Annotated in this window: 20 protein-coding genes and 1 pseudogene; 6 read left to right on the forward strand and 15 right to left on the reverse strand. The window is 67.6% G+C overall.

The window, feature by feature from the left end; genetic code table 11:
• Positions 1 to 1,465, reverse strand: a 1,465-nt coding sequence (locus NN4_RS41065; RefSeq protein WP_147142894.1) for a sensor histidine kinase, incomplete at its 3' end; no start/stop codon positions are given.
• A 69-nt stretch (positions 1,466 to 1,534) separates the two neighbouring features.
• Positions 1,535 to 1,693, reverse strand: a complete 159-nt coding sequence (locus NN4_RS45510; RefSeq protein WP_159080643.1) for a hypothetical protein — start codon at positions 1,691 to 1,693, stop codon at positions 1,535 to 1,537.
• 299 nt (positions 1,694 to 1,992) lie between these two features.
• On the opposite strand from NN4_RS45510, the gene NN4_RS46455 reads away from it, so the two are divergent.
• Genes NN4_RS46455 through NN4_RS41085 form a run of 5 tightly spaced genes read left to right on the forward strand, consistent with a single transcriptional unit; the run spans position 1,993 to position 6,889 of the window.
• Positions 1,993 to 2,076, forward strand: a complete 84-nt coding sequence (locus NN4_RS46455; protein WP_067449012.1) for a potassium-transporting ATPase — start codon at positions 1,993 to 1,995, stop codon at positions 2,074 to 2,076.
• On the forward strand, positions 2,073 to 2,159 hold the full coding sequence (gene kdpF / locus NN4_RS46460; protein WP_246181372.1) for a K(+)-transporting ATPase subunit F: 87 nt from the start codon (positions 2,073 to 2,075) through the stop codon (positions 2,157 to 2,159). Before NN4_RS46455 ends, kdpF begins: the two co-directional genes overlap by 4 nt.
• Entirely contained in the window at positions 2,160 to 3,830 is a 1,671-nt protein-coding gene (kdpA, locus tag NN4_RS41075) for a potassium-transporting ATPase subunit KdpA (RefSeq protein ID WP_147142900.1), read from the forward strand.
• 1 nt (position 3,831) lies between these two features.
• Positions 3,832 to 5,997, forward strand: coding sequence for a potassium-transporting ATPase subunit KdpB (gene kdpB, locus NN4_RS41080; RefSeq protein ID WP_147142903.1), 2,166 nt, complete (start codon positions 3,832 to 3,834; stop codon positions 5,995 to 5,997).
• A 1-nt stretch (position 5,998) separates the two neighbouring features.
• The gene (locus NN4_RS41085) at positions 5,999 to 6,889 is read left to right on the forward strand and encodes a potassium-transporting ATPase subunit C (RefSeq protein ID WP_147142906.1); all 891 of its coding nucleotides are present in this window, start codon (positions 5,999 to 6,001) and stop codon (positions 6,887 to 6,889) included.
• Between the two features lie 331 nt (positions 6,890 to 7,220).
• Here the strand turns inward: NN4_RS41085 and NN4_RS41090 are convergent, their stop codons facing one another.
• From NN4_RS41090 to NN4_RS41110, 4 genes are all read right to left on the reverse strand, one after another.
• Positions 7,221 to 7,628, reverse strand: a complete 408-nt coding sequence (locus tag NN4_RS41090; protein ID WP_147142910.1) for a VOC family protein — start codon at positions 7,626 to 7,628, stop codon at positions 7,221 to 7,223.
• A gap of 402 nt (positions 7,629 to 8,030) precedes the next feature.
• Complete coding sequence (locus NN4_RS41100; RefSeq protein WP_371865816.1) at positions 8,031 to 10,169, reverse strand: amylo-alpha-1,6-glucosidase; 2,139 nt, start codon at positions 10,167 to 10,169, stop codon at positions 8,031 to 8,033.
• Positions 10,166 to 11,335, reverse strand: a complete 1,170-nt coding sequence (locus tag NN4_RS41105) for a glycosyltransferase family 4 protein (protein WP_246181375.1) — start codon at positions 11,333 to 11,335, stop codon at positions 10,166 to 10,168. The genes NN4_RS41100 and NN4_RS41105 overlap by 4 nt, the downstream gene beginning before the upstream one ends.
• A gap of 467 nt (positions 11,336 to 11,802) precedes the next feature.
• Complete coding sequence (locus NN4_RS41110; RefSeq protein WP_147142917.1) at positions 11,803 to 12,891, reverse strand: winged helix DNA-binding domain-containing protein; 1,089 nt, start codon at positions 12,889 to 12,891, stop codon at positions 11,803 to 11,805.
• A gap of 79 nt (positions 12,892 to 12,970) precedes the next feature.
• Here NN4_RS41110 and NN4_RS41115 point away from each other — a divergent pair, with 79 nt between their 5' ends.
• Positions 12,971 to 13,267 carry a hypothetical protein gene (locus tag NN4_RS41115; RefSeq protein WP_107658429.1) on the forward strand — a complete coding sequence of 99 codons (297 nt, stop codon included), beginning with the start codon at positions 12,971 to 12,973 and terminating at the stop codon, positions 13,265 to 13,267.
• 16 nt (positions 13,268 to 13,283) lie between these two features.
• Here NN4_RS41115 and NN4_RS41120 read toward each other — a convergent pair whose 3' ends face one another.
• The 9 genes and pseudogenes from NN4_RS41120 to NN4_RS41160 all read right to left on the reverse strand — a co-directional run.
• A complete protein-coding gene (locus NN4_RS41120; RefSeq protein WP_147142920.1) occupies positions 13,284 to 13,715 on the reverse strand; it encodes a carboxymuconolactone decarboxylase family protein in 432 nt (143 codons plus the stop codon).
• Positions 13,716 to 13,796: 81 nt separating this feature from the next.
• Positions 13,797 to 15,335: a PstS family phosphate ABC transporter substrate-binding protein gene (locus tag NN4_RS41125; protein WP_246181371.1), complete on the reverse strand. Its 1,539-nt coding sequence runs from the start codon at positions 15,333 to 15,335 to the stop codon at positions 13,797 to 13,799.
• A 94-nt stretch (positions 15,336 to 15,429) separates the two neighbouring features.
• A complete protein-coding gene (locus NN4_RS41130; RefSeq protein ID WP_147142924.1) occupies positions 15,430 to 16,491 on the reverse strand; it encodes a PHP domain-containing protein in 1,062 nt (353 codons plus the stop codon).
• Between the two features lie 5 nt (positions 16,492 to 16,496).
• Positions 16,497 to 17,078: a dihydrofolate reductase family protein gene (locus NN4_RS41135; protein ID WP_147142927.1), complete on the reverse strand. Its 582-nt coding sequence runs from the start codon at positions 17,076 to 17,078 to the stop codon at positions 16,497 to 16,499.
• Between the two features lie 64 nt (positions 17,079 to 17,142).
• Positions 17,143 to 18,003, reverse strand: coding sequence for a bifunctional DNA-formamidopyrimidine glycosylase/DNA-(apurinic or apyrimidinic site) lyase (mutM, locus tag NN4_RS41140; protein ID WP_147142930.1), 861 nt, complete (start codon positions 18,001 to 18,003; stop codon positions 17,143 to 17,145).
• A gap of 1 nt (position 18,004) precedes the next feature.
• Positions 18,005 to 18,718 (reverse strand): ribonuclease III, encoded by a 714-nt coding sequence (gene rnc / locus NN4_RS41145; RefSeq protein ID WP_234391158.1) that lies wholly within the window; start codon positions 18,716 to 18,718, stop codon positions 18,005 to 18,007.
• Between the two features lie 22 nt (positions 18,719 to 18,740).
• Positions 18,741 to 18,923, reverse strand: coding sequence for a 50S ribosomal protein L32 (gene rpmF / locus NN4_RS41150; RefSeq protein ID WP_014987105.1), 183 nt, complete (start codon positions 18,921 to 18,923; stop codon positions 18,741 to 18,743).
• A gap of 2 nt (positions 18,924 to 18,925) precedes the next feature.
• Positions 18,926 to 19,594 (reverse strand): YceD family protein, encoded by a 669-nt coding sequence (locus NN4_RS41155; protein WP_186818878.1) that lies wholly within the window; start codon positions 19,592 to 19,594, stop codon positions 18,926 to 18,928.
• 78 nt (positions 19,595 to 19,672) lie between these two features.
• Positions 19,673 to 20,095: pseudogene (locus tag NN4_RS41160) on the reverse strand (DivIVA domain-containing protein); the annotation flags it as partial.

Genomic DNA, 20,095 nt, shown 5'->3' on the forward strand with positions numbered 1-20,095 from the left:
GTTCGGCCTCCTGCGAGGCCCGCCGCGCCTGGCGGGTCTGCTTGGCCGCCGTATCGACCAGCGCCGCCACCGCGACCGCGACGAACAGCAACACCACCACCGTGACGAAGCTGTCCGGCTCCGCGATGGTCAGGCTGTAGCGCGGTACGGCGAAGAACCAGTTCAGCAGCAGCCCGGACAGCAGCGCCGAAAAGGCCGCGGGGACAACGCCGCCCAGCAGCGCGACGGCGACGACGCCGATGAAGAACACCGCGCTGAGACCGCCGAGCTGGAGGTAGCCGTCCAGGAACACGGCGCAGATCCCGCACACCGCGAGCGGCACGAGCACCGCGGCGAGCCAGGCTCGGATCGGCTGGCGCGGCATGAGCGAACCCCGGCGCAGACCGCGGTGGGCTTCCTCGTGGGTGACCATGTGCACGTCGATCTTGCCCGACTGCTGCACCACCGCCGACCCGATGCCCTCGTCGACCATGCGCGCCCACCGCGAACGGCGGGAGGTACCGAGGACCAACTGGGTCGCGTTCACTTCGCGAGCGAATTCCAGCAGTGTGGCGGGCACATTGTCGCCGGTGACCGTGTGCAGCGAGGCGTCCAGGCTGGCGGCCAGTTCGCGCAGCCGGGCCAGCCGTTCGGTGGAGACACCGGCCAGCCCGTCGCCGCGCACGACGTGCACCAGCACCAGTTCGGCACTGGCCTTGGTCGCGATGCGGCTGGCGCGGCGCACCACCGTCTCCGACTCCGGGCCGCCGGTCACCGCGACGACCACCCGCTCACGCGCCTCCCACAGATCGGTGATCTTGTGGTCGGCCCGGTACTTCGCGAGCGCCGCGTCGACCTGGTCGGCGAGCCACAGCAGCGCCAATTCCCTTAAAGCAGTGAGGTTTCCGGGCCGGAAGTAGTTACGCAGCGCCGCGTCGACCTTGTCGGCGGCGTAGACGTTGCCGTGGGACAGCCTGCGGCGCAACGCTTCCGGGGTGATGTCGACGAGCTCGACCTGATCCGCGCCGCGCACCACCGCGTCCGGCACGGTTTCCTGCTGCTGGATTCCGGTGATCTGCTCGACCACATCGTTGAGACTCTCCAGATGCTGCACGTTGACCGTGGAGACCACATCGATCCCTGCCGCGAGCAGCTCTTCGACATCCTGCCAACGCTTTTCGTGCTTACTGCCGGGAACATTGGTGTGCGCGAGCTCGTCGACCAGGGCCACCGCGGGCGCGCGCTGCAGCACCGCCGCCAGATCGAGCTCGGGCAGCAGGGTGCCGCGATACTCGAGCATCTTGGGCGGTATCCGCTCGATCCCCTGCAACAGTTCAGCGGTCTTCGCTCGGCCGTGCGTCTCGACCACCGCAGCCACCACGTCGCGGCCGCGCTCGAGCCGCCGGTGGGCCTCGCCGAGCATGGCGTAGGTCTTACCGACTCCCGGCGCGGCGCCGAGGTAGATGCGTAGTTGGCCGCGTTTCACTCGTCCATCATTGCGTGTCGCGACCCCGGCGCGGCGCACCCGCGGGACGGATCGGCGCGCTGCGTCCGATCACCGGACATCGAAGGCCCCGGGTTCCGCGACGCGGGTCCGGTCGCCGTCCACGACCAGGCCGGGCACGTGCCGCTCGTCGCGGCGGGCGCCCAGCGCGCGAATCAACAGCGCACAACACACGAACCCGATGATGACGGCGACGGTGACAGCCGACATGACGTTCCTCTCTGGTGACCAATGCGGACAACCGGTTGCGCTGGAGGGGTCCGCCTGGCCGGCTCTCCACTACTACCTCTGCGCAGGGAGATCGGACCGATCTTTACGGTGTGTTGACGCTCTCGCCGCATTCTTTGACGGCATCCTTTCAGCTATCCCCGGCCGGGGTGTAAACGAAACGCAAAGGCAACCGTTTCGCGCGCAAAGGAGTCGTAAGGAACCTCGGCACGCGCCTGATCGAAGACTTGACTCGCCAAGGCGCGCTCCACAACACGAGCGCTTGATGGAGGTTGGTCAACATGTCTGTCGTGGTGTTCACGGTGCTCACCGTGGCGATCTTCGCCCTGCTGGGCCTGATCCAGCGCGGGGTGGAAAAGCTGTGATAGCGAACCTGATCGGTCTGGTTCTCGCCATCGCCGTCGCGGTCTACATGGTCGTGGCGCTGCTTTTCCCCGAGAGGTTCTAGGTGAACACGACAACGGCGGGGATCGCCTTCGCGGCGTCCCTGATCATCGCGCTCGCCCTGGTCCATGTACCGCTCGGCGACTACATGTACCGGGTCTACAACAACACCAAGCAGTCCCGCGCCGAGCGCGTTATCTACAAGGCCATCGGCGTACAACCGGAGGTCGAGCAAACCTGGGGCGTCTACGCCCGCAGCGTGCTGGCGTTCTCCGCGGTCAGCATTCTGTTCCTCTTCTTCTTGCAGCTGCTGCAGGGCAGGCTGCCGCTGCACCTGAACGACCCGGGCACCGAGATGACGCCCGCGCTGGCCTGGAACACCGCCGTCAGTTTCGTGACGAACACGAACTGGCAGAACTACTCCGGTGAGTCCACCCAGGAGCACCTGGTGCAGATGGCCGGGCTCGCGGTGCAGAACTTCGTCTCCGCGGCCGTCGGCATGGCCGTCGCGGTCGCGCTGGTGCGCGGCTTCGCCCGCAGGCACACCGGCGATCTCGGCAACTTCTGGGTGGACCTGGTGCGCGGCACCCTGCGCATCCTGCTGCCGATCGCCTTCGTGTTCGCGATCGTGCTGGTCGCCGGGGGCGTGATCCAGAACTTTCACCTGCACGACCAGGTCGCGCAGACGCTGAACGGCACCGAGCAGACCATCCCCGGCGGGCCGGTGGCCAGCCAGGAGGTCATCAAGGAGCTCGGCACCAACGGCGGCGGCTTCTACAACGCTAACTCCGCGCACCCGTTCGAGAACCCCACCACCTGGACGAACTGGATCGAGATCTTCCTCATCCTGATGATCAGCTTCTCGCTGCCGCGCACGTTCGGCCGGATGGTCGGCAGCAAGAAGCAGGGCGTTGCCATCGTCGCGGTGATGGGCACGATCGCGATCATCAGCGTGACGCTGAGCAATATCTTCCAGCTGGCCCACCACGGCACCGTGCCCACCGCCATCGGCGCGTCCATGGAGGGCGTGGAAACCCGGTTCGGCGTGGCCAATTCGGCGACGTTCTCCGGTGCGACCACGCTGACGTCCACCGGCGCGGTCGACTCGTTCCACGACTCCTACACCAGCCTCGGCGGCATGATGACGATGTTCAACATGCAGCTCGGCGAGGTCGCGCCGGGCGGCGTTGGCTCCGGGCTCTACGGCATGCTGATCCTCGCGGTGATCACCGTCTTCATCGCGGGCCTGATGGTCGGGCGCACACCGGAATACCTCGGTAAGAAGATCACGCCGCGCGAAATCAAGCTGGCCGCTTCCTATTTCCTGGTGAGTCCGCTGATCGTGTTGGTAGGCACGGCGATCGCGATGGCGCTGCCCGGTCAACGCGCGGGCATGCTGAACTCCGGGCCGCACGGACTCTCGGAAGTGTTGTACGCCTTCACCTCCGCGGCGAACAACAACGGCTCAGCGTTCGCCGGTCTCACCGGCAATACCGAGTGGTACAACACCGCGCTGGGCCTGGCCATGGTCTTCGGCCGGTTCCTGCCGATCATCTTCGTGCTCGCGCTCGCCGGGTCGCTGGCCAAGCAGGGCAACACCCCCGAGTCGATCGGCACGCTGCCGACGCACCGGCCACAGTTCATCGGCATGGTCGTCGGTGTGACGGTGATCCTGGTCGCGCTCACCTTCCTGCCCGCACTCGCGCTCGGGCCGCTCGCTGAAGGAATCCACTGAAATGACCACACCAACGACCGAAATCACCAGCGCTGCGGACGATTTCACCGAGTCGAAGAAGCAGCTGGAACACAAGCGCGTCGCGCGCGGTGCGCTCGATCCGACGATGCTGCTCACCTCGCTGCCCGACGCGGTACGCAAGCTCGACCCGCGCACCATGTGGCGCAATCCGGTGATGTTCATTGTCGAGATCGGCGCGGTCTGGGCGACCGTGCTCGCGATCGCCGACCCGACCTTCTTCGCCTGGGCGATCGTGGTGTGGCTGTGGCTCACCGTCATCTTCGCCAATCTCGCCGAAGCGGTGGCCGAGGGGCGCGGCAAGGCGCAGGCCGACACGCTGCGCAAAGCCAAGACCGACACCGTCGCACGACATTTGGTGGACTGGACGCCCGGCGGGCCGATCGTCGAGGAAGGTGTCGCCGCACCGGAACTCCAGCGCGGCGATCACGTCGTCGTCGAGGCGGGGCAGGTCATCCCCGGCGACGGTGACGTGGTGGAAGGCATTGCGTCGGTGGACGAATCGGCGATCACCGGCGAATCCGCGCCGGTGATCCGGGAATCCGGCGGCGACCGTTCCGCGGTCACCGGCGGCACCACCGTGCTGTCCGACCGGATCGTCGTCCAGATCACCCAGGAGCCGGGCAAGAGCTTCATCGACAAGATGATCGCCCTGGTCGAGGGCGCGAGCAGGCAGAAGACGCCCAACGAGATCGCGCTGAACATCCTGCTCGCCTCGCTCACCATCATCTTCGTCTTCGCGGTGGTGACCCTGCAGCCGCTGGCGATCTTCTCGAAGGCGAACAACCCTGGCGTGCCGGACACTTCGGCGCTGGACGGCAACGGCATCACCGGCATCGTCATGGTCTCGCTGCTGGTCTGCCTGATCCCGACCACCATCGGCGCGCTGCTCTCCGCCATCGGCATCGCGGGCATGGACCGGCTGGTGCAGCGCAACGTGCTCGCCATGTCCGGCCGCGCGGTCGAGGCGGCCGGTGACGTGAACACGCTGCTGCTGGACAAGACCGGCACAATCACCCTGGGCAACCGGCAGGCCGCGGAGTTCGTTCCGGTGCCGGGCATTTCGGCCGACGAGCTCGCCGACGCGGCCCAGCTGTCCAGCCTCGCCGACGAGACACCCGAGGGCCGCTCGATCGTCGTCTACGCCAAGCAGGCGTACAACAAGCGCGAGCGCACGCCCGGTGAACTGACCGGCGCGACCTGGGTGGAGTTCACCGCACAGACCCGCATGTCCGGCGTCGACCTGGCCGACGGGCACCAGCTGCGCAAGGGCGCGGCCAGTGCGGTCATCGAATGGGTTCGCACACAAGGCGGCACCGTGCCCAGCGAGGCCGGCGTGATCGTCGACGGCGTGTCCGCCTCCGGTGGCACACCGCTGGTCGTCGGCGAGCTCAGGGACGGCACCGCCCGGCTGCTCGGCGTCATCCACCTCAAGGACGTCGTCAAGCAGGGCATGCGGGAACGCTTCGACGAGATGCGCCGGATGGGCATCCGCACCGTCATGATCACCGGCGACAACCCGTTGACCGCCAAGGCGATTGCCGACGAAGCGGGCGTGGACGATTTCCTCGCCGAGGCGACGCCGGAGGACAAGCTGGCGCTGATCAAGAAGGAGCAGGACGGTGGGCGGCTGGTCGCGATGACCGGCGACGGCACCAACGACGCGCCTGCCCTGGCCCAGGCAGACGTGGGTGTCGCGATGAACACCGGCACCTCGGCGGCCAAAGAAGCGGGCAACATGGTCGATCTCGACTCCGACCCGACCAAGCTGATCGAGATCGTCGAGATCGGCAAGCAGTTGCTCATCACCCGCGGCGCGCTGACCACGTTCTCCATCGCCAACGACATCGCCAAGTACTTCGCGATCCTGCCCGCGTTGTTCATCGCGCTGTTCCCCGGCCTGGACGCGCTGAACATCATGCGGCTGCACAGCCCGCAGTCGGCGATCCTGTCCGCGGTCATCTTCAACGCGATCATCATCGTGGCGCTGATCCCGCTCTCGCTGCGCGGGGTGAACTACACGCCCAGCAACGCGTCGAAGTTGTTGAGCCGCAACCTGACCATCTACGGGCTCGGCGGCATCATCGCGCCGTTCATCGGCATCAAGCTCATCGACCTCGTCGTCCAACTCCTCCCTGGGATGTCCTGACATGCGCCTCTCCACTTGGGTCCGGCAGCACCTGGCCGCGTTGCGTGCGCTGCTCGTGCTCACCGCGATCACCGGAATCATCTATCCTCTAGCGGTTTTCGCGGTCGCTCAGCTGCCCGGGCTGCACGACAAGTCGGACGGGTCGTTGCTCACGGCCGACGGTCAGGTCGTCGGTTCCAGCCTGATCGGGCAGTCGTTCACCGATGCCGACGGCAAGGCGCTGGCGCAGTACTTCCAGAGCCGTCCGTCCGCGGCGGGCGAGCACGGGTACGACCCGATGGCCACCTCCGCGTCGAACCTCGGCCCGGAGAGCATTGTGGATACCCTCGACGCCGACCCATCGGAGGTGAAACTGAGCCTGCTGTCCACCGTGTGCGCACGCAGCAAGGAGGTCGGCGACCGTGAGAGGGTCGACGGCGCCCGGCCGTTCTGCACGAAAGACGGTGTCGGGGCGGTGCTTTCGGTGATCGGGCCGCGGGATGCCGACGGTGAGGTCTCCCATCCCACCCGGGTGGTGAGCGTCAACGAGGCGTGCCCGGCGACGCCGTTCCTGGCCACCTACAAGGGTGTGCGGGTCGAATGCGCCGAGCCCGGTGCGGATTACGCGGCCGGCCGGATCGTCCCGATCTTCGGCGACGCCACCGTCGACACCCCAGTCCCCACCGATGCGGTCACCGCCAGCGGCAGCGGACTGGACCCGCACATCTCACCGCGATACGCGGACTTGCAGATCGCCCGAATCGCCAAGGCCCGCAACATCACCGAGGATCAGGTGCGCCAACTGGTAGACGCGCACACGTCCGGCCGCACCCTCGGCTTCCTCGGCGAACCCCGCGTCAACGTGGTCGAACTGAATCTGGACCTCGACCAGCGCTACCCGTTCCGCGCCTGACCTGACGAACGAAGGGCCGGTGACACACCGTCACCGGCCCTTCCGCACTCATCCGCCCGCCGACTGATACACCACGGCGCGGCCCACTCGCTGTTCGCCGCCACCATGTCCCGTCAACCATGAGCGACCCCGCCGAACGGGACACCACGGCACGCCCACCCGACGTTCGCCGCCACCATGTCCCGGCGATCATCAGCTACCCCGCCGAACGGGACATCACGGCACGCCCACTCGACGTTCGCCGCCACCATGTCCCGGCGATCATCAGCTACCCCGCCGAACGGGACATCACGGCGCGCCCGCTCAAGATTGGCCGCGATCACACGCGAATTCAGCCCTCTTCTTGGATGTTCGGACGCGGGCCGAGCGGAAGCAGCGGGGCTCGGGAGGTCAAGCAGAACGGGTGACCGGCCGGGTCGAGCAGCACTCGCCATAGCTCTGGATCCGGTTGCAGGTCCGCAACCCTCGCGCCCAAGCGAACAGACTCGGCCTGCGCGACGTCCAGGTCATCGACCCTGAGATCGAGATGGATGTGGCTCGGCGTCTCACCCGCGGGCCAAGTCGGCGGCTGGTAGTCCGGCACCGTCAGCGCACACAGTGACCCGCGCTCGGTGTGTACCACGGCCAATTCCGATGTCCGATAGACGATCTCACCATCGAGCAGCGCGGCCCAGAACACCGCGAGTTCCTCTTTGTCGGAGCAGTTCAGGGTGATCAAACTCAACTGAGCGATAGCCACCCTTCGATCCTACGGCCGGACAACACAAATGGGCTGCCGCAAGAACCGGTTCGACCCAGCTGGCTCAGGGGTGGCCTGAGCCAGCTGGGCCGAGCAGCGCCGGTGGGCGCGAGAACCCCAGGGCTCAGCCGACTTCGGCGTGGTCGAAGTAGTAGGCCGCGGCTGCCAGGTATTGGCAGCAGTCGGGGCCGTGGCCTGCGTGGGTACTGCGGACGAACTGGGCGAGCTCCATGTCTAGATCCATGGGCTCGATAGTGCAGTCGCGGTGCTGTGTACTCCACAGGTCCCGCATATCCCGCGATGTCTGCATGGTGCACCTCCAGCCTGCGTTGTCTATCAGCCTGAAATGCTTACACCCGGGGGGTACCCCGATGCGGGGTGGTTCATACCAAGATCGGGAATTCATCGGGTGATCAGTTGCCAATCGTCGGGTAGGCGCGCGGCGGTCACCTGGGCGCCCTCCACCTCGAGGTCGATGGTGATCGGACCGAGGCGCAACGCGGCCAACGTGATTCGGCCCCACTCCGGCGGCACCAGCGGCCGCACGGTGATGGTGCGGTTGGGCACGTCGGGGTCGAGACCGAGGAACGAGCGCACCAGCAACAGCGGGGCGGCACTCGCCCAGGCCTGCGGTGAGCAGGACGTCGGGTACGGCACCGGGGTCGGGAACCGCGAGCGCGGGAAGCCGCAGTAGAGCTCGGGTAGTCTGCCGTCGAAAGCCGTTGCGGCGTCGAGCAATCCGGTCGCCAGCCGGGTCGCCAGGTCGACCGCGCCCGGTACGTGGCGGTAGCGCAGCAGACCGGCCACCGCGATGGCGGTGTCGTGCGGCCACACCGAGCCGCAGTGGTAGCTCATCGGGTTGTAGGCGCCCATCTTCGTGGACAGCGTGCGCAACCCGAAACCGCTGTCCATCTCCGGCCCGGACAGCCGCCGCACCAATTCGGCGGCATGCGCGTCGCTGGCGATGCCGGACCAAAGACAGTGCGCTGTATTGCTTGTCAGTGCGTCGACCCGGCGCTTGCCCTTGTCCAGCGCGACGGCGTACCAGCCGCGTTCGGGCAGCCAGAACTCCTCGGCGAACTTGCCGCGCAGCTCCGCCGCTTGATCACGCAGCTCCGTCGCCCGGCGCGGATCATCGAAGGCCTCGGCCAGCTCGGCGCGGGCCAGCAGCGCGGCGTGCACATACCCCTGCACCTCGCACAACGCGATCGGCGCCTCGGTGATATGGCCCTGCAGGTCGTTGATGCCGTCCCAGCTGTCCTTCCACCCCTGGTTGACCAGGCCGCGGTCGGTGGCCCGCCGATATTCGACGAACCCGTCGCCGTCCCGGTCGCCGTAGTCCTCGATCCAGCTCAGCGCCGCGTCGGCGGCGGGCAGCAGCTGCCTGATCGCCTCCGCATCCGCGCCCCAGCGATAGCATTCGGCCAGCAACATCACGAAAAGCGGTGTGGCGTCGACGGTTCCGTAATAGATGTTGCCGCCGAGCACCAGCCCACCGGCCGGACCGCGGCGCATCTCGTGCATGATCCGCCCCGGCTCCTCCTCGGTGAGCGGATTCACCGTCTGCCCTTGCAGTTCGGCGAGCTGCTGCAGCGTACCGAGCGCCAGATCGACCTCGAGCGGCAGCGCCATCCAGGCGGTCAACAGACTGTCCCGGCCGAACAGGGTCATGAACCAAGGCGCACCCGCCGCGACGAACGGTCTGCTGTCGCCGGAATCGTCGTGAATCTGCAAGGCGCCCAGGTCACTTTCGGTGCGCCGGAGCACCTGGGTGAGCTCCGGATGCGAGGCGGCGATGTCGGTGGCGGTGTGCCGCCAGGCCTCGATCTTGCGCCCGGGAGCGCTGACACCGTAATGCTCGCCGGGGGCCAGTGGCACCTGGAACCGCTGATTGCCCAACGTGGGTTGGGCGGTGATCTCGGTCTGCCAGCTCGCGCCGACGGGCACGACGACTTTCCACACCAAAGTGCCGGGCAATACCGTGGGTTCGACGCTCGCGGACACCGAGAGCCCGCGCATGCGATCGGCGCGATCGTGGAACAGGAGCTCCCCCTCGGCCACCGTCACCTCGGCTCTGCCGTGTCCGGCGCGGCCCTCCTTGACCGCGAAGAGATCCACGAAATCGGCGTCGACATGCAGCTCGAGGGTGACCGCGGTCGGCTCGCGCCCCATGTTCTCCAGGGTGAGCACCTCGTGCATGCCGTCGGCGACGATCCGCTCGCGCACCACCAGCAACGTGCTATCGGCCAGCCCGGCCGTCGGCGGTCTTCGCAGCACGAACCGCGCGGCGAACGCCTCCGGACTGAGCACCGAAAGCGGTTCGGGCAGATGGCCGTCCACCAGCAGCTCCCATCGGGACACGACGCGCGCGTCCCGGAAGAAGAGCCCGTGCGGGCGGCCCGGCTCGACATCGCCGAGCCGGTTCGACAGACAGAAGGTGCCGCCCTCGACCAGCGTGACCGAACCCGCTCCACCGAAACCCGTCGGCTCACCGGAGTTCAGTGGAGCGGGGCTGAGCGCGGCGGTCGGATCCGCCGTCACGCGAGTCCGCTCGCCGCGACCGGCACCGGCACCATCTCGTCCTTGCGCCATCGGTAGTCGATCCGTTTCCGCGGCCGCATCAGCTTGCGATAGACCTGCTCGTAGCCGCGCCCGAGCGTATCCGAACCGAAATTCTCCTCGACGTGCTTGCGGCACGCCGCCGGATCCATCGTCTGCACCTCGGCGATGGCGGCGGTGAGTTCGGCGGGATCGTCACAGATGCGGCCAGTAACCCCATCGACGATCACCTCGGCTACCGCGCCGCCGCGTAGCGCTACGACCGGTGTGCCACACACCATGGACTCGATCATCACCATGCCGAAGGGTTCCTCCCAACGGATCGGGAACAGCAGACACTTGGCTCCCGCCAACAGTTTCCGCTTCGCGGCGGCATCGGCGAGGCCGAATACGTGATCCTGGTCGGTCAGCAATGGGCGTACCTGCTCTTCGAAGTATTTGAGCTCGGGCGGTTCGCTGCACTTGCCCGCCAACACGAGTGGCATGCCCGCGGCGTGCGCGGCCTCCAGCGCCAGGTGCGGCGCCTTGCACTCGCTGAAGCGGCCGAGGAACAGCGCGTAGTCGTCCTTGTCGGCACGGAACGGCCACTCCTCGGGATGCAGAGCATTATGCACGCGCCCAGCCCAATTCAAATCGGGGGCCAGCTCTTGCTGCCGGTCGCTGATCGCGACGAGCGAGACGTCGTCACCCATTTCCCGGTAGTACTCATAGCATTCGCCCTGGACCGGACCGTGCACGGTGACCACGGTCGGCAAATCAAGCTCCCTATACGCGGGGGCGTTCAGCGGGCCCGCGAAGGTGTGCTCGTGCACGAGGTCGATGGCGCCGCCCGCGGCGAGCTTCTCGATCGCCCGTCGGGCGCGCAGCGCGTGCAGGACCTCGGGGAAGGGTTCGCCGAGTCGCTCGGGGCAGATGCGGTCCCACAGCGGAACGAATTTCGCCTTGGTGCCCGGTTTGCCCGCGCCGAGCAGGGTCACGTCGTGGCCTCTGGCCACCAGCGAGTCGACGAGATCGGCGACGACGGCTTCCACACCTCCGTAGGCCTTGGGCGGCACATCGAAGTACGGCGGGACAACCATCGCGATACGGAATCGGGTTCCGGCGTGGTCGATCGACAGCAGCTCGGAGGACGCCGTCTGCGCCGACATCGGCAAGTGGCTCACGCCACCGCGCTCGGCACCGTCATTCGCCAGGGCTACCGCATCGCGGATTCGACCGCTTCGCTGACTCATGACCGCACCTCACCGGTGCTCGACTCCGCCAGGACGTTGATGGCGGCTGGGTTCGTTTTTCGCTCGCTACGCGCGCTCATCGACCCTCCTTCCAAGGGGCACAACCGTTAGCTCTCGCATCCACCCAGTGCTTCGGAGCACCGGGCGCCGAACTCGAACTGGTGGCCGCCTCAGCGGAGGTGAAGCTCAGCCGCACCGCCGTCCACAGGGCTTGGTTGGCCTGGTCGCCGATTTCTCGACCAGGGGGGCCGCCAGTGATGTACCTCACCACGGCACTCTCAAACCATGCAGTCGGATACGTTGCTGATCGATTGCCGAGATCGGCAGGTGGGAGCCGCCTTTGCCGATTGCACCCAACATGTCCACCGGGGTGGACAGCGGGCTCAGCCCTCGATCACGATTTTCCCGTCCTGCCCAGGCACCACGAACGGCAGCAGCCGCTCGGCCTCGGCGCGCACCGCGTCCTCGTCGGCGGCCGACAGCGGATGCCACGGCGTGACCCGAATAGTGGTGTCGTCCAATACCCACCGACCGTGCACGAACCCATCGACCAGGTACATCGGCACGCCCCCCGACGCCTCCTTGGCGATGCGCTGCCGGTCCTGCTCGCTGATGATCCTGCGCCGGTCCTTGTGGCCGAGCAGCGCGTTGTCGAAAGCAGGCAGGAAACGCACCGGCACCGGCAGATTGGGGTCGGCCAGCGGCGCGTCCGGCAGGTCGAACAGCACCCGGTGCTGGTCGTCGGTGAAAACACGTAGGCGGGTGCGCATCTCGTCCACCACCTCGGCCAGCCGGGTGACCCCGGCCCACGCCTGCATGTCGGCGACGGTGGCGGGCCCGAACGCGGCCAGATAGCGCAGAATCATGGTCTCCGCCTGCGGCGTGGTCGCCATCGGCGCGCCGATCCATTCGTCGGCGAGCGCGACGGTAACCGAGCGGTTGCGCCACTTGCCCCAGGCCCCGGTCACCGGGCTGTGCACCATGGGCACCAGAAGCTCCACCGACTCGGCGAGCCTGCGCGGGTTCCGGTCCGGAAAACGCTCGCCGAGTAGCTGTCCGAGGTCGGACCGGGACCGGATGCTGCCCGACAACAGCTCCCGTCCCGCGGCGGCCAGCTCGTCCAGATCCAAGCCCTCGATCTCGTCACGGTAGTAGGGGGCCTGCAGCGCCGCGAGCACCACCGGGCGCACGGTGGGCCGCAGCCAGCGGAAGTCGTCCGCGTCGGCGAGGTGCACCGTGCGGCGAATCATGGCGGAGCGCACCAGCTTTCGCTCACGCAGCAACGCGGCCAGGTCGTCGTGCCGGAACTCCGCGAGCCGAGTCCACAGGCCGACATAGGGCCAGTTCGGTTCCTGCCCCTGGACGGCGACCAGATGCCGGACCAACTCCAACGGTGTCATCGCGACCCGCTGCGCCAACATCTGACGCACCAGCAGGGTTCGGTTCAGCTCACGCAGCGATAGTTCCGTCATGAGGCCATCTTCGCCGATACCACCGACAGAACGGGGCCTTCCGCCGGTAACCGCGCATACGTATACATACAATTAATCCATGTTCGATCCTCTCACCCTGGCCGTCGGCGCAGGCATCCTCGGCCTCGGCTGGGCCCTCGGACGGTACGGCCACCTCGGGGCGGTGGGCGGCAAGGCGCGGCGCAGCGCCGCGAAGTGCGGCTGCGGCCACGACCTCGCCATCCACGATCCGCAGGCCGGGGAGTGCCACGCGGAGGAGCGGCGGTCGGTCGCGCCCGCCACGTGGCAGTGGGTGCGCTGCCCGTGCCGGCGGTACACCGGGCCGCTGCCGGTCGAGGACTACTTCACACGGCCGTTCCTGCCGCCGACGGACTGAGGTCGAGCCTGCGACCTCAGCCGGCGTCGGGCTGCATCCGCAGCGGCACCCCGATCCTGTTCCACAGGTTGATCATCGCGGTCACTCCCACCAATCCCGCCCTGGAGCCTTCGTCGAAATGCTTCTCCACATCGGCCCACACCGCGTCGCTCACCCCGTGCTCGCCGAGCTTGGTGACCGCTTCGGCGTAGGCGAGGGCGGCGCGCTCAGCCTCGGTGTAGAGCGCCGACTCACGCCAGGCATCGAGCTGGAAGATGCGCTTTTCAGTTTCCCCGGCCAAGCGGGCGTCGGTGGTGTGCAGGTCGATGCAGAACACGCAGCCGTTGATCTGCGAGGCGCGGATCTTGACCAGCTCCCGGACCACCGGGTCCAGCGGACCGCGGCGAATCGCCCCCTCGGCGGCGAACCACGCCTGGTACAACTCCGGCGCAACCTCTGCGAGCTTCATCCGTGACACGGTGTCGTCCTTTCGTCGGTGTGCTCTCCTACACCAATGGGACGAGACAGCCGCCGGAAATGTGACACGCGGTCACGAATCGGGCAGGCACCTGGCCGGATCGGGCAGCTCGCCACACGGCGCGTTGCCGTGGGCCCGGAGCACGTCCTTGCCTGCCTGATCGACCAGGTAGTGCAGGAAGGCCGCCGCCAGCGAATCACCGGGCAGCTCGCCGTGGCTGTAGGCGTATTCCACGCCCCAGAACGGGTACGTGCGAGCGATGGCCGCGTCGCGACCCGCGGTGACGCCGTTGATCGCGACGGTCGCCAGTTCGGCCGCCACCGCCTCGGAGTACTCCGAATAGCCGATGGCGCCGGGGATTTCGCCGACGGCCTTCTGCATGTCCTTGGTGACTTGGACCTCGCAGTGCGTCGCGGCGGACAGCACCGTGCCCTTGATCGCGATGCAACTCACGTGCGGACGATCGGGTTGACTCCCGCCGAGTAGCCTGCGCTCGAACGTATTTCGAGAACCGGAGCCTGCGATCCGATTCACCAGCACCACCGGCAGATCCGGTCCGCCCACCTCACGCCAGTTGCCGATCCGGCCTTGATAGAGGTCCCGGATCTGTCCCTCGGTGAGGCTCGGCACACCGACGCCCTTGTTGACGATCATGCTGAACAGCGACAGCGCCAGCGGGCGATGCACCAGGGCGGGATACCCGCTGCCCTTCGGGCCGTCGCTGATGGCCAGCAGGCCGGCGTTGCCCTTGCCTTCCTCGGCCAGCCGGTCCAGCCCGCGTTCGGTGCCTTCGAAGGCGAAGGCGAATTGCGCTCCGGTACAACGCTTACCGTACTGTTCGGCGGCTGCTCGGACGACCGGCGCGAAGGCCGACGATCCGACCACGGTGAGCTTGCCCTCGGCACACTCCAGCGGCGTCGGCGTGGGCTCCAGTGCGTTGACGATCAATTGGACGATGATCACCAGCACCAGAAAGATGGTCAGCCCCAACATCATTCGGGGAATCCCGGTGCGGCTTCGCGTTTCCTGGATGCGCCCACCCTTGATGCCGCCGGTCAGCACCGGCACCGGGTACTCCCCCGTGCCTTCGGAGCGCTGCAGGATGGCCAGGATCTTGTAGTGCTCACCGCGATCCAGCGGCACCTTGGGCAGATCGATGACACCGATGTGCCCGGCCATGTCCTCGCGCACCGCGATGCCGGAGTCCCGATCGAGGTTGTCCGCCAGGCCGGGATCGCTGAGTTCGGTCACCGCCATGCCGATGACCAAGCGCTGCGGGAACCGTAGATGCAGGCCGATCCGCGCGGGATCGGGTGCCTTGTAGTCGTGGGTGTCGATATCGGTGGCGCCGCTGTTCTCGATGCGCACCAAGACAACCGAGAGGTCCTTCAGATCTGGACTCGCGCCGTCCAGCGAGGGGCGCAGCTGCGGCAGCACGCCGGGGAACACCGAGGCGACCTCACCGGTGACAGGCGTGTCCATCTGCACGCGGTAGCCGAGCCGCTTGCGCCCGACGAGCACGAACTCGTACAGGAACGCGCCGATCGGCACCGCGATACCGATGACCGCCAGCACGATTTCGACCGGAAACTCGCCCAACGGCCCGCCCACCCCCACCTACTCTGTCTGGCAACCATTCTCAGCGGCGATCGCGGCAGATCCCCGGCCCGGCACGACTATTCGGCAACAGTTAACCGGGCGGCCATCAGGCCTCGTGCACCTCGGTCCAGGCGAGCAGGTCGGCCAGCGGCCAGGTGTTGATGACCCGCTCGGCCGCAACACCATTCGCGACGGCACGCTCGCAACCGTAGCCCTGCCAGTCCAATTGGCCGGGCGCGTGCGCGTCGGTGTCGATGGAGAAGTAGCAGCCCATCTCGATGGCGAGCTGGATCAGCCGGGACGGCGGGTCGCGACGTTCCGGCCTGCAGTTGATCTCGACGGCGGTGCCGTAGGTCCGGCACGCCTCGAACACCATCTCCGCGTCGAAGCTCGACTCGGGCCGGGTGCCGCGGCCACCGGTGACGAGCCGGCCGGTGCAGTGGCCGAGCACGTCGACGTTGGGGTTGGCCACCGCATACACCATCCGCTTGGTCATCGTCGCGCTGTCCGCGCGCAGGTGCGAGTGCACGCTCGCCACCACGATGTCGAGTTGGGCGAGCAGATCGGCCTGCTGGTCGAGGGTGCCGTCGTCGAGGATGTCGACCTCGATGCCGGTGAGGATGCGAAACGGCGCCAGACGATCGTTGAGCTCGGCGACCACGTCGAGTTGCTTGCGCAGCCGGTCGGCGGACAGTCCGTTCGCGACGGTCAGGCGCGGCGAATGATCGGTCAGCGCACAGTATTCGTGCCCGAGGGCCGCCGCGACACCCATCATCTCCGCGATCGGGCTGCCGCCGTCGGACCAGTCCGAATGGGTGTGCAGGTCGCCGCGCAGTTGGGTGCGCAGCGGTTTGCCGGGGGCTCCGATCGGCTGTGCCGCGTTGCGCAGGTCGAGCAGGTACTGCGGCACCCGGCCTGCGTACGCCTCCTCGATGACGGCGGCGGTCTTCGGCCCGATCCCGGCGATCTCGCGCCAGCTGTGCGCGGCGCGGTGCACCTCGCGTTCCTCATCGGGCAGCTCCGCGACGATATCGGCGGCCCGGCGGTACGCCTTGACCCGATACGTCTCGGCCCGCGAGCGTTCCAGCCAGAAGCCGATCTCCCGCAGCACCTCCACCGGGCCCGGCGTGGCCGCCGGGTCAGGTGTGCTCGAATCGTCTGCCGCCACAGCGGTTAACGAATCCTGCTGTACTTCATGAAGGCCACTCCGTCCTCGAACACCCGGCTGGTGATCACCCGGAACTTGGCCGCATCGGGCAGCCTGGGACCGGAACCGAACAGCGACCGGCCGCGGCCGAGCAGGACCGGGTACAGCTTGAGGAAGATTTGGTCGATCTCGGGCAGCAATTCCTGGGCGAGCTCCCCGCCGCCACACAACCAGATCCCGAGCCCCTCGGCGCGCTTCAGTTCGCGCACCTTGCCCAGCGGGTCGCTCGCGATCAGTTCGACGTCGGGATCCGGATTCTCCGGCAGTGTCTTCGACACCACGTACTGCTTCAGATGCGCGTACGGGCTCGACGTCCCGGTGCGCACCCCGAAGTCGTGGGTCTTGCGTCCCATCAGCACGGTATCGAAGTAGCGGTTGCGCTTGTCGATACCGAGCGACTCACGCACCTTGGTGGGCAACGTCTCCGGATATTGCGCCATGATCGCAGGCCCGTGGTCGCCGCCGACCGGGAAGAAATCGACCGATCCGTCATCGGTGGCGATGTAACCGTCGATCGTCGAGGCTACGTAGTAGGTGAGCTTGCGCATATGTCCTTCCTCCACGGCCGGACCGACTTCCCGAACCGCCTACAAGAAAGGTAACTCGCGCCCGCTAACGACCGCGAGGCTTCGGTTGGCACCGCGGGCAAGAATACGAGGAACGATTCATGAATTTTTCCCGCTGAACAGGCGCTCCGCAGCGACGGCACGGTTCGTCCTCGCGGCCGTAGACGGCAAGGGAGCGTTCGAAATAGCCGGATTGGCCGTTGACGTTCACATAGAGCGCGTCGAACGAGGTGCCGCCCGCGGCGAGCGCCTCCGCCATCACCGCGCCGACGTCGGCGAGCAAGGCGCGCACGGCGGGACGGGACAGGCCGGAGGCGAGCCGGCTGCCGTGAATCTTCGCGCGCCACAGCGATTCGTCGGCGTAGATGTTGCCGATGCCGGAGATCACGCTCTGATCGAGCAGCACGCGTTTGATCTCGGTGTGTTTGGCGCGCACCGCGGCCACCACGGCTTCGGGGTCGAAGCGGGGATCCAGCGGGTCGCGGGCGATGTGTGCCACCGGTTCCGGCACCAGGGTGCCGTCCACCTCGACCAGCGGCGCGAGCGCCCAGCCGCCGAAGGTGCGCTGATCCACGAAGCGCAACTGAGTACCGTCGCCGAGGGTGGCGCGGATGTGCGCGTGCTTCTCCAGCGGCGCGTCCGCGGGCTGCACGAGCATTTGGCCGCTCATGCCGAGATGCACGACGAGCGAGGTGTCCGGCTCGTCGAAGGTGAGCCAGAGATATTTCCCGCGCCGCTCGGCGGCGGCGACCTTCAATCCGGTCAGCCGTGCGGCGAGATCGGCGGCGCCCTCGAGATGCCTGCGCACCGAGCGGGGATGGGTGATCGCGACCGACTCGATGACGCGACCGACCACGTGTTCGGCGACGCCGCGCCGGACGACCTCTACCTCGGGAAGTTCGGGCACGTCAGGCTTCGGCGGTCAGCGCCTGGTAGGCGGTGCCCGCGGCCTTCTGCTCGGCTTCCTTCTTGGAGCGGCCGACGCCCTGCCCGTAGGCCCGGCCACCGATCACGGTGGTCGCGGTGAATTCCTTGTCGTGATCGGGGCCCGTCGAGGTGATCTCGTAGCTGGGCACGCCGAGGCCACGCTCGGCGGTGAGCTCCTGCAGGCTGGTCTTCCAGTCGAGGCCGGCCCCCATCCGGGGACCACGCTCGAGCAGGTCGGCGAACAGCCGCAGCACCACCTCGCGCGCGACGTCGATGCCGTGCTCCAGGTGCACCGCGCCGAGCAGCGACTCCATGCCGTCGGCGAGGATGCTCGGCTTGTCCCTGCCGCCGGTGAGCTCTTCGCCCTTGCCGAGCAGCAGGTGCACGCCGAGGCCGCCCTCGCCGAGCTGGCGTGCCACCTCGGCGAGCGCATGCATGTTCACCACGCTCGCGCGCAGCTTCGCCAACTCGCCCTCGGACTTGTCCGGGTGCTCGTGGTAGAGCCGCTCGGTGATGCTCAGTCCGAGGACGGAGTCGCCGAGGAACTCCAGGCGCTCGTTGGTCGGCAGGCCGCCGTTTTCATATGCGTACGACCGGTGCGTCAGCGCCAGGCGCAGCAGCTCCGGCTGCACCTCGACGCCGAGCGCTGCGAGCAGGCTCGCGTGTCCACCGGACGAATCGGGTTCATCGCTCACGTCGATACGACAGCTCGAACTGTTAGACAGCCGCCGTGACCTGACGGCCCTTGTACGTGCCGCAGGACGGGCACGCGATGTGCGGCAGGGTCTTCTCACCACAGGCGCGGTTCGGGCAGGTGATCAGGGTCGGCGCGGTGGCCTTCCACTGGCTGCGCCGCGACCTGGTGTTGGAACGGGACATCCGGCGCTTGGGAACGGCCACGACTACTTCTCCTCTGTCATATTGCTTGCCATTTCGGCTGACTGGTCTGCTGCGGTGGCCGCACCCTCGTCGGGGCTGCCGTTGCCGGGCGATGCGGTGGCAAATTTCGCCAACCCGGCCCAGCGAGGGTCAAGTATCTCATGCGAGTGCTCAGAACCCGCAATCGCCATCCGCACGCCACATTCCGCGCACAGCCCCGCGCAGTCCGGCGTGCACAGCGGCTGCAGCGGCAGCTCGATGCCGATCGCGTCGATGATCACCGGTTCGAGGTCGATCGTGTCATCGATCATGCGGTAGGAATCGTCGTCGTCGGTGGTCTGCTCGGTGGTGCTGTCCGGGTAGGCGAACAACTCCGTGAGGTAGATGTTCACGCTGTCGGTGAACGGCTCGAGGCAGCGGGAGCACTCACCCTCGATCGGCGCGGACACCGTTCCGGTGACCAGCACACCTTCGGACACCGCCTGCAGCTGCAGGTCGAGCACGACCTCGGCGCCGACCGGGACGCCGACCAGGTCGAGCCCGATCCGTTCGACGGTGGTGAGCGTGCGATGGAGCTCGCGCATCGTCCCGGCCCTGCGGCCGAGGCTGCGGACGTCCAGCACGAAGGCCGCGTCGGGCTCTCGGCGCGTGGCCGAGTCCTTACGCGGGGCAGAACCGGAACCGGCGGGCATCACGAACTCACTTCACTATCGGGGGAATGGGCAACCACACCACGATACGCGAGGGGTCCCGCCGACCTCAAACCGGCTCTAGCGGCGGTAGTCGGCGGCGTAGTCGGGCGCGCCGGCACCGGAGCGGAGCTGGTGACGGCCGCGGCCGACGGTGCGCAGGGTGTTGCTCAGGGTCTCCTCGAAGTCGGCGAGCTTGGAGTCGACGTAGACGTCGCACTCCTCGCGCATCCGATCGGACTCGGCGTGCGCCGCGTCGATCACCCGCGCGGATTCGGCGTGCGCGGCGCGCACCACCTCGGTCTGCGCGACCAGGCGGTCCCGCTCGGCCTCGCCCTCGGCGACGGAGCGCTCGTAGGAAGCCTTGCCCGCGTCGATCATGCGTTCGGATTCCAGGCGGGCGCGGGCGGTGACGGCCTCGAACTCGGCGTTGCCGTCGGCGACGACGCGGTCGGCCTCGGCCTGTGCGGTGGCGACGAGGTGGTCGGCGTGCGCGCTGGCCTC

The sequence above is a fragment of the Nocardia ninae NBRC 108245 genome (assembly GCF_007990755.1).
Lineage (GTDB): Bacteria > Actinomycetota > Actinomycetes > Mycobacteriales > Mycobacteriaceae > Nocardia > Nocardia ninae.

Bases quoted from the DNA above. Each gene is read 5' to 3' on its own strand.
- NN4_RS45510 (WP_159080643.1), bottom strand. From the start codon at position 1,693: ATGTCGGCTGTCACCGTCGCCGTCATCATCGGGTTCGTGTGTTGTGCG.
- NN4_RS46455 (WP_067449012.1), top strand. From the start codon at position 1,993: ATGTCTGTCGTGGTGTTCACGGTGCTCACCGTGGCGATCTTCGCCCTG.
- kdpB (WP_147142903.1), top strand. From the start codon at position 3,832: ATGACCACACCAACGACCGAAATCACCAGCGCTGCGGACGATTTCACC.
- NN4_RS41085 (WP_147142906.1), top strand. From the start codon at position 5,999: ATGCGCCTCTCCACTTGGGTCCGGCAGCACCTGGCCGCGTTGCGTGCG.
- NN4_RS41105 (WP_246181375.1), bottom strand. From the start codon at position 11,335: ATGTCGGCGCAGACGGCGTCCTCCGAGCTGCTGTCGATCGACCACGCC.
- NN4_RS41110 (WP_147142917.1), bottom strand. From the start codon at position 12,891: ATGACGGAACTATCGCTGCGTGAGCTGAACCGAACCCTGCTGGTGCGT.
- NN4_RS41115 (WP_107658429.1), top strand. From the start codon at position 12,971: ATGTTCGATCCTCTCACCCTGGCCGTCGGCGCAGGCATCCTCGGCCTC.
- NN4_RS41120 (WP_147142920.1), bottom strand. From the start codon at position 13,715: ATGAAGCTCGCAGAGGTTGCGCCGGAGTTGTACCAGGCGTGGTTCGCC.
- NN4_RS41135 (WP_147142927.1), bottom strand. From the start codon at position 17,078: ATGCGCAAGCTCACCTACTACGTAGCCTCGACGATCGACGGTTACATC.
- NN4_RS41155 (WP_186818878.1), bottom strand. From the start codon at position 19,594: ATGCCCGCCGGTTCCGGTTCTGCCCCGCGTAAGGACTCGGCCACGCGC.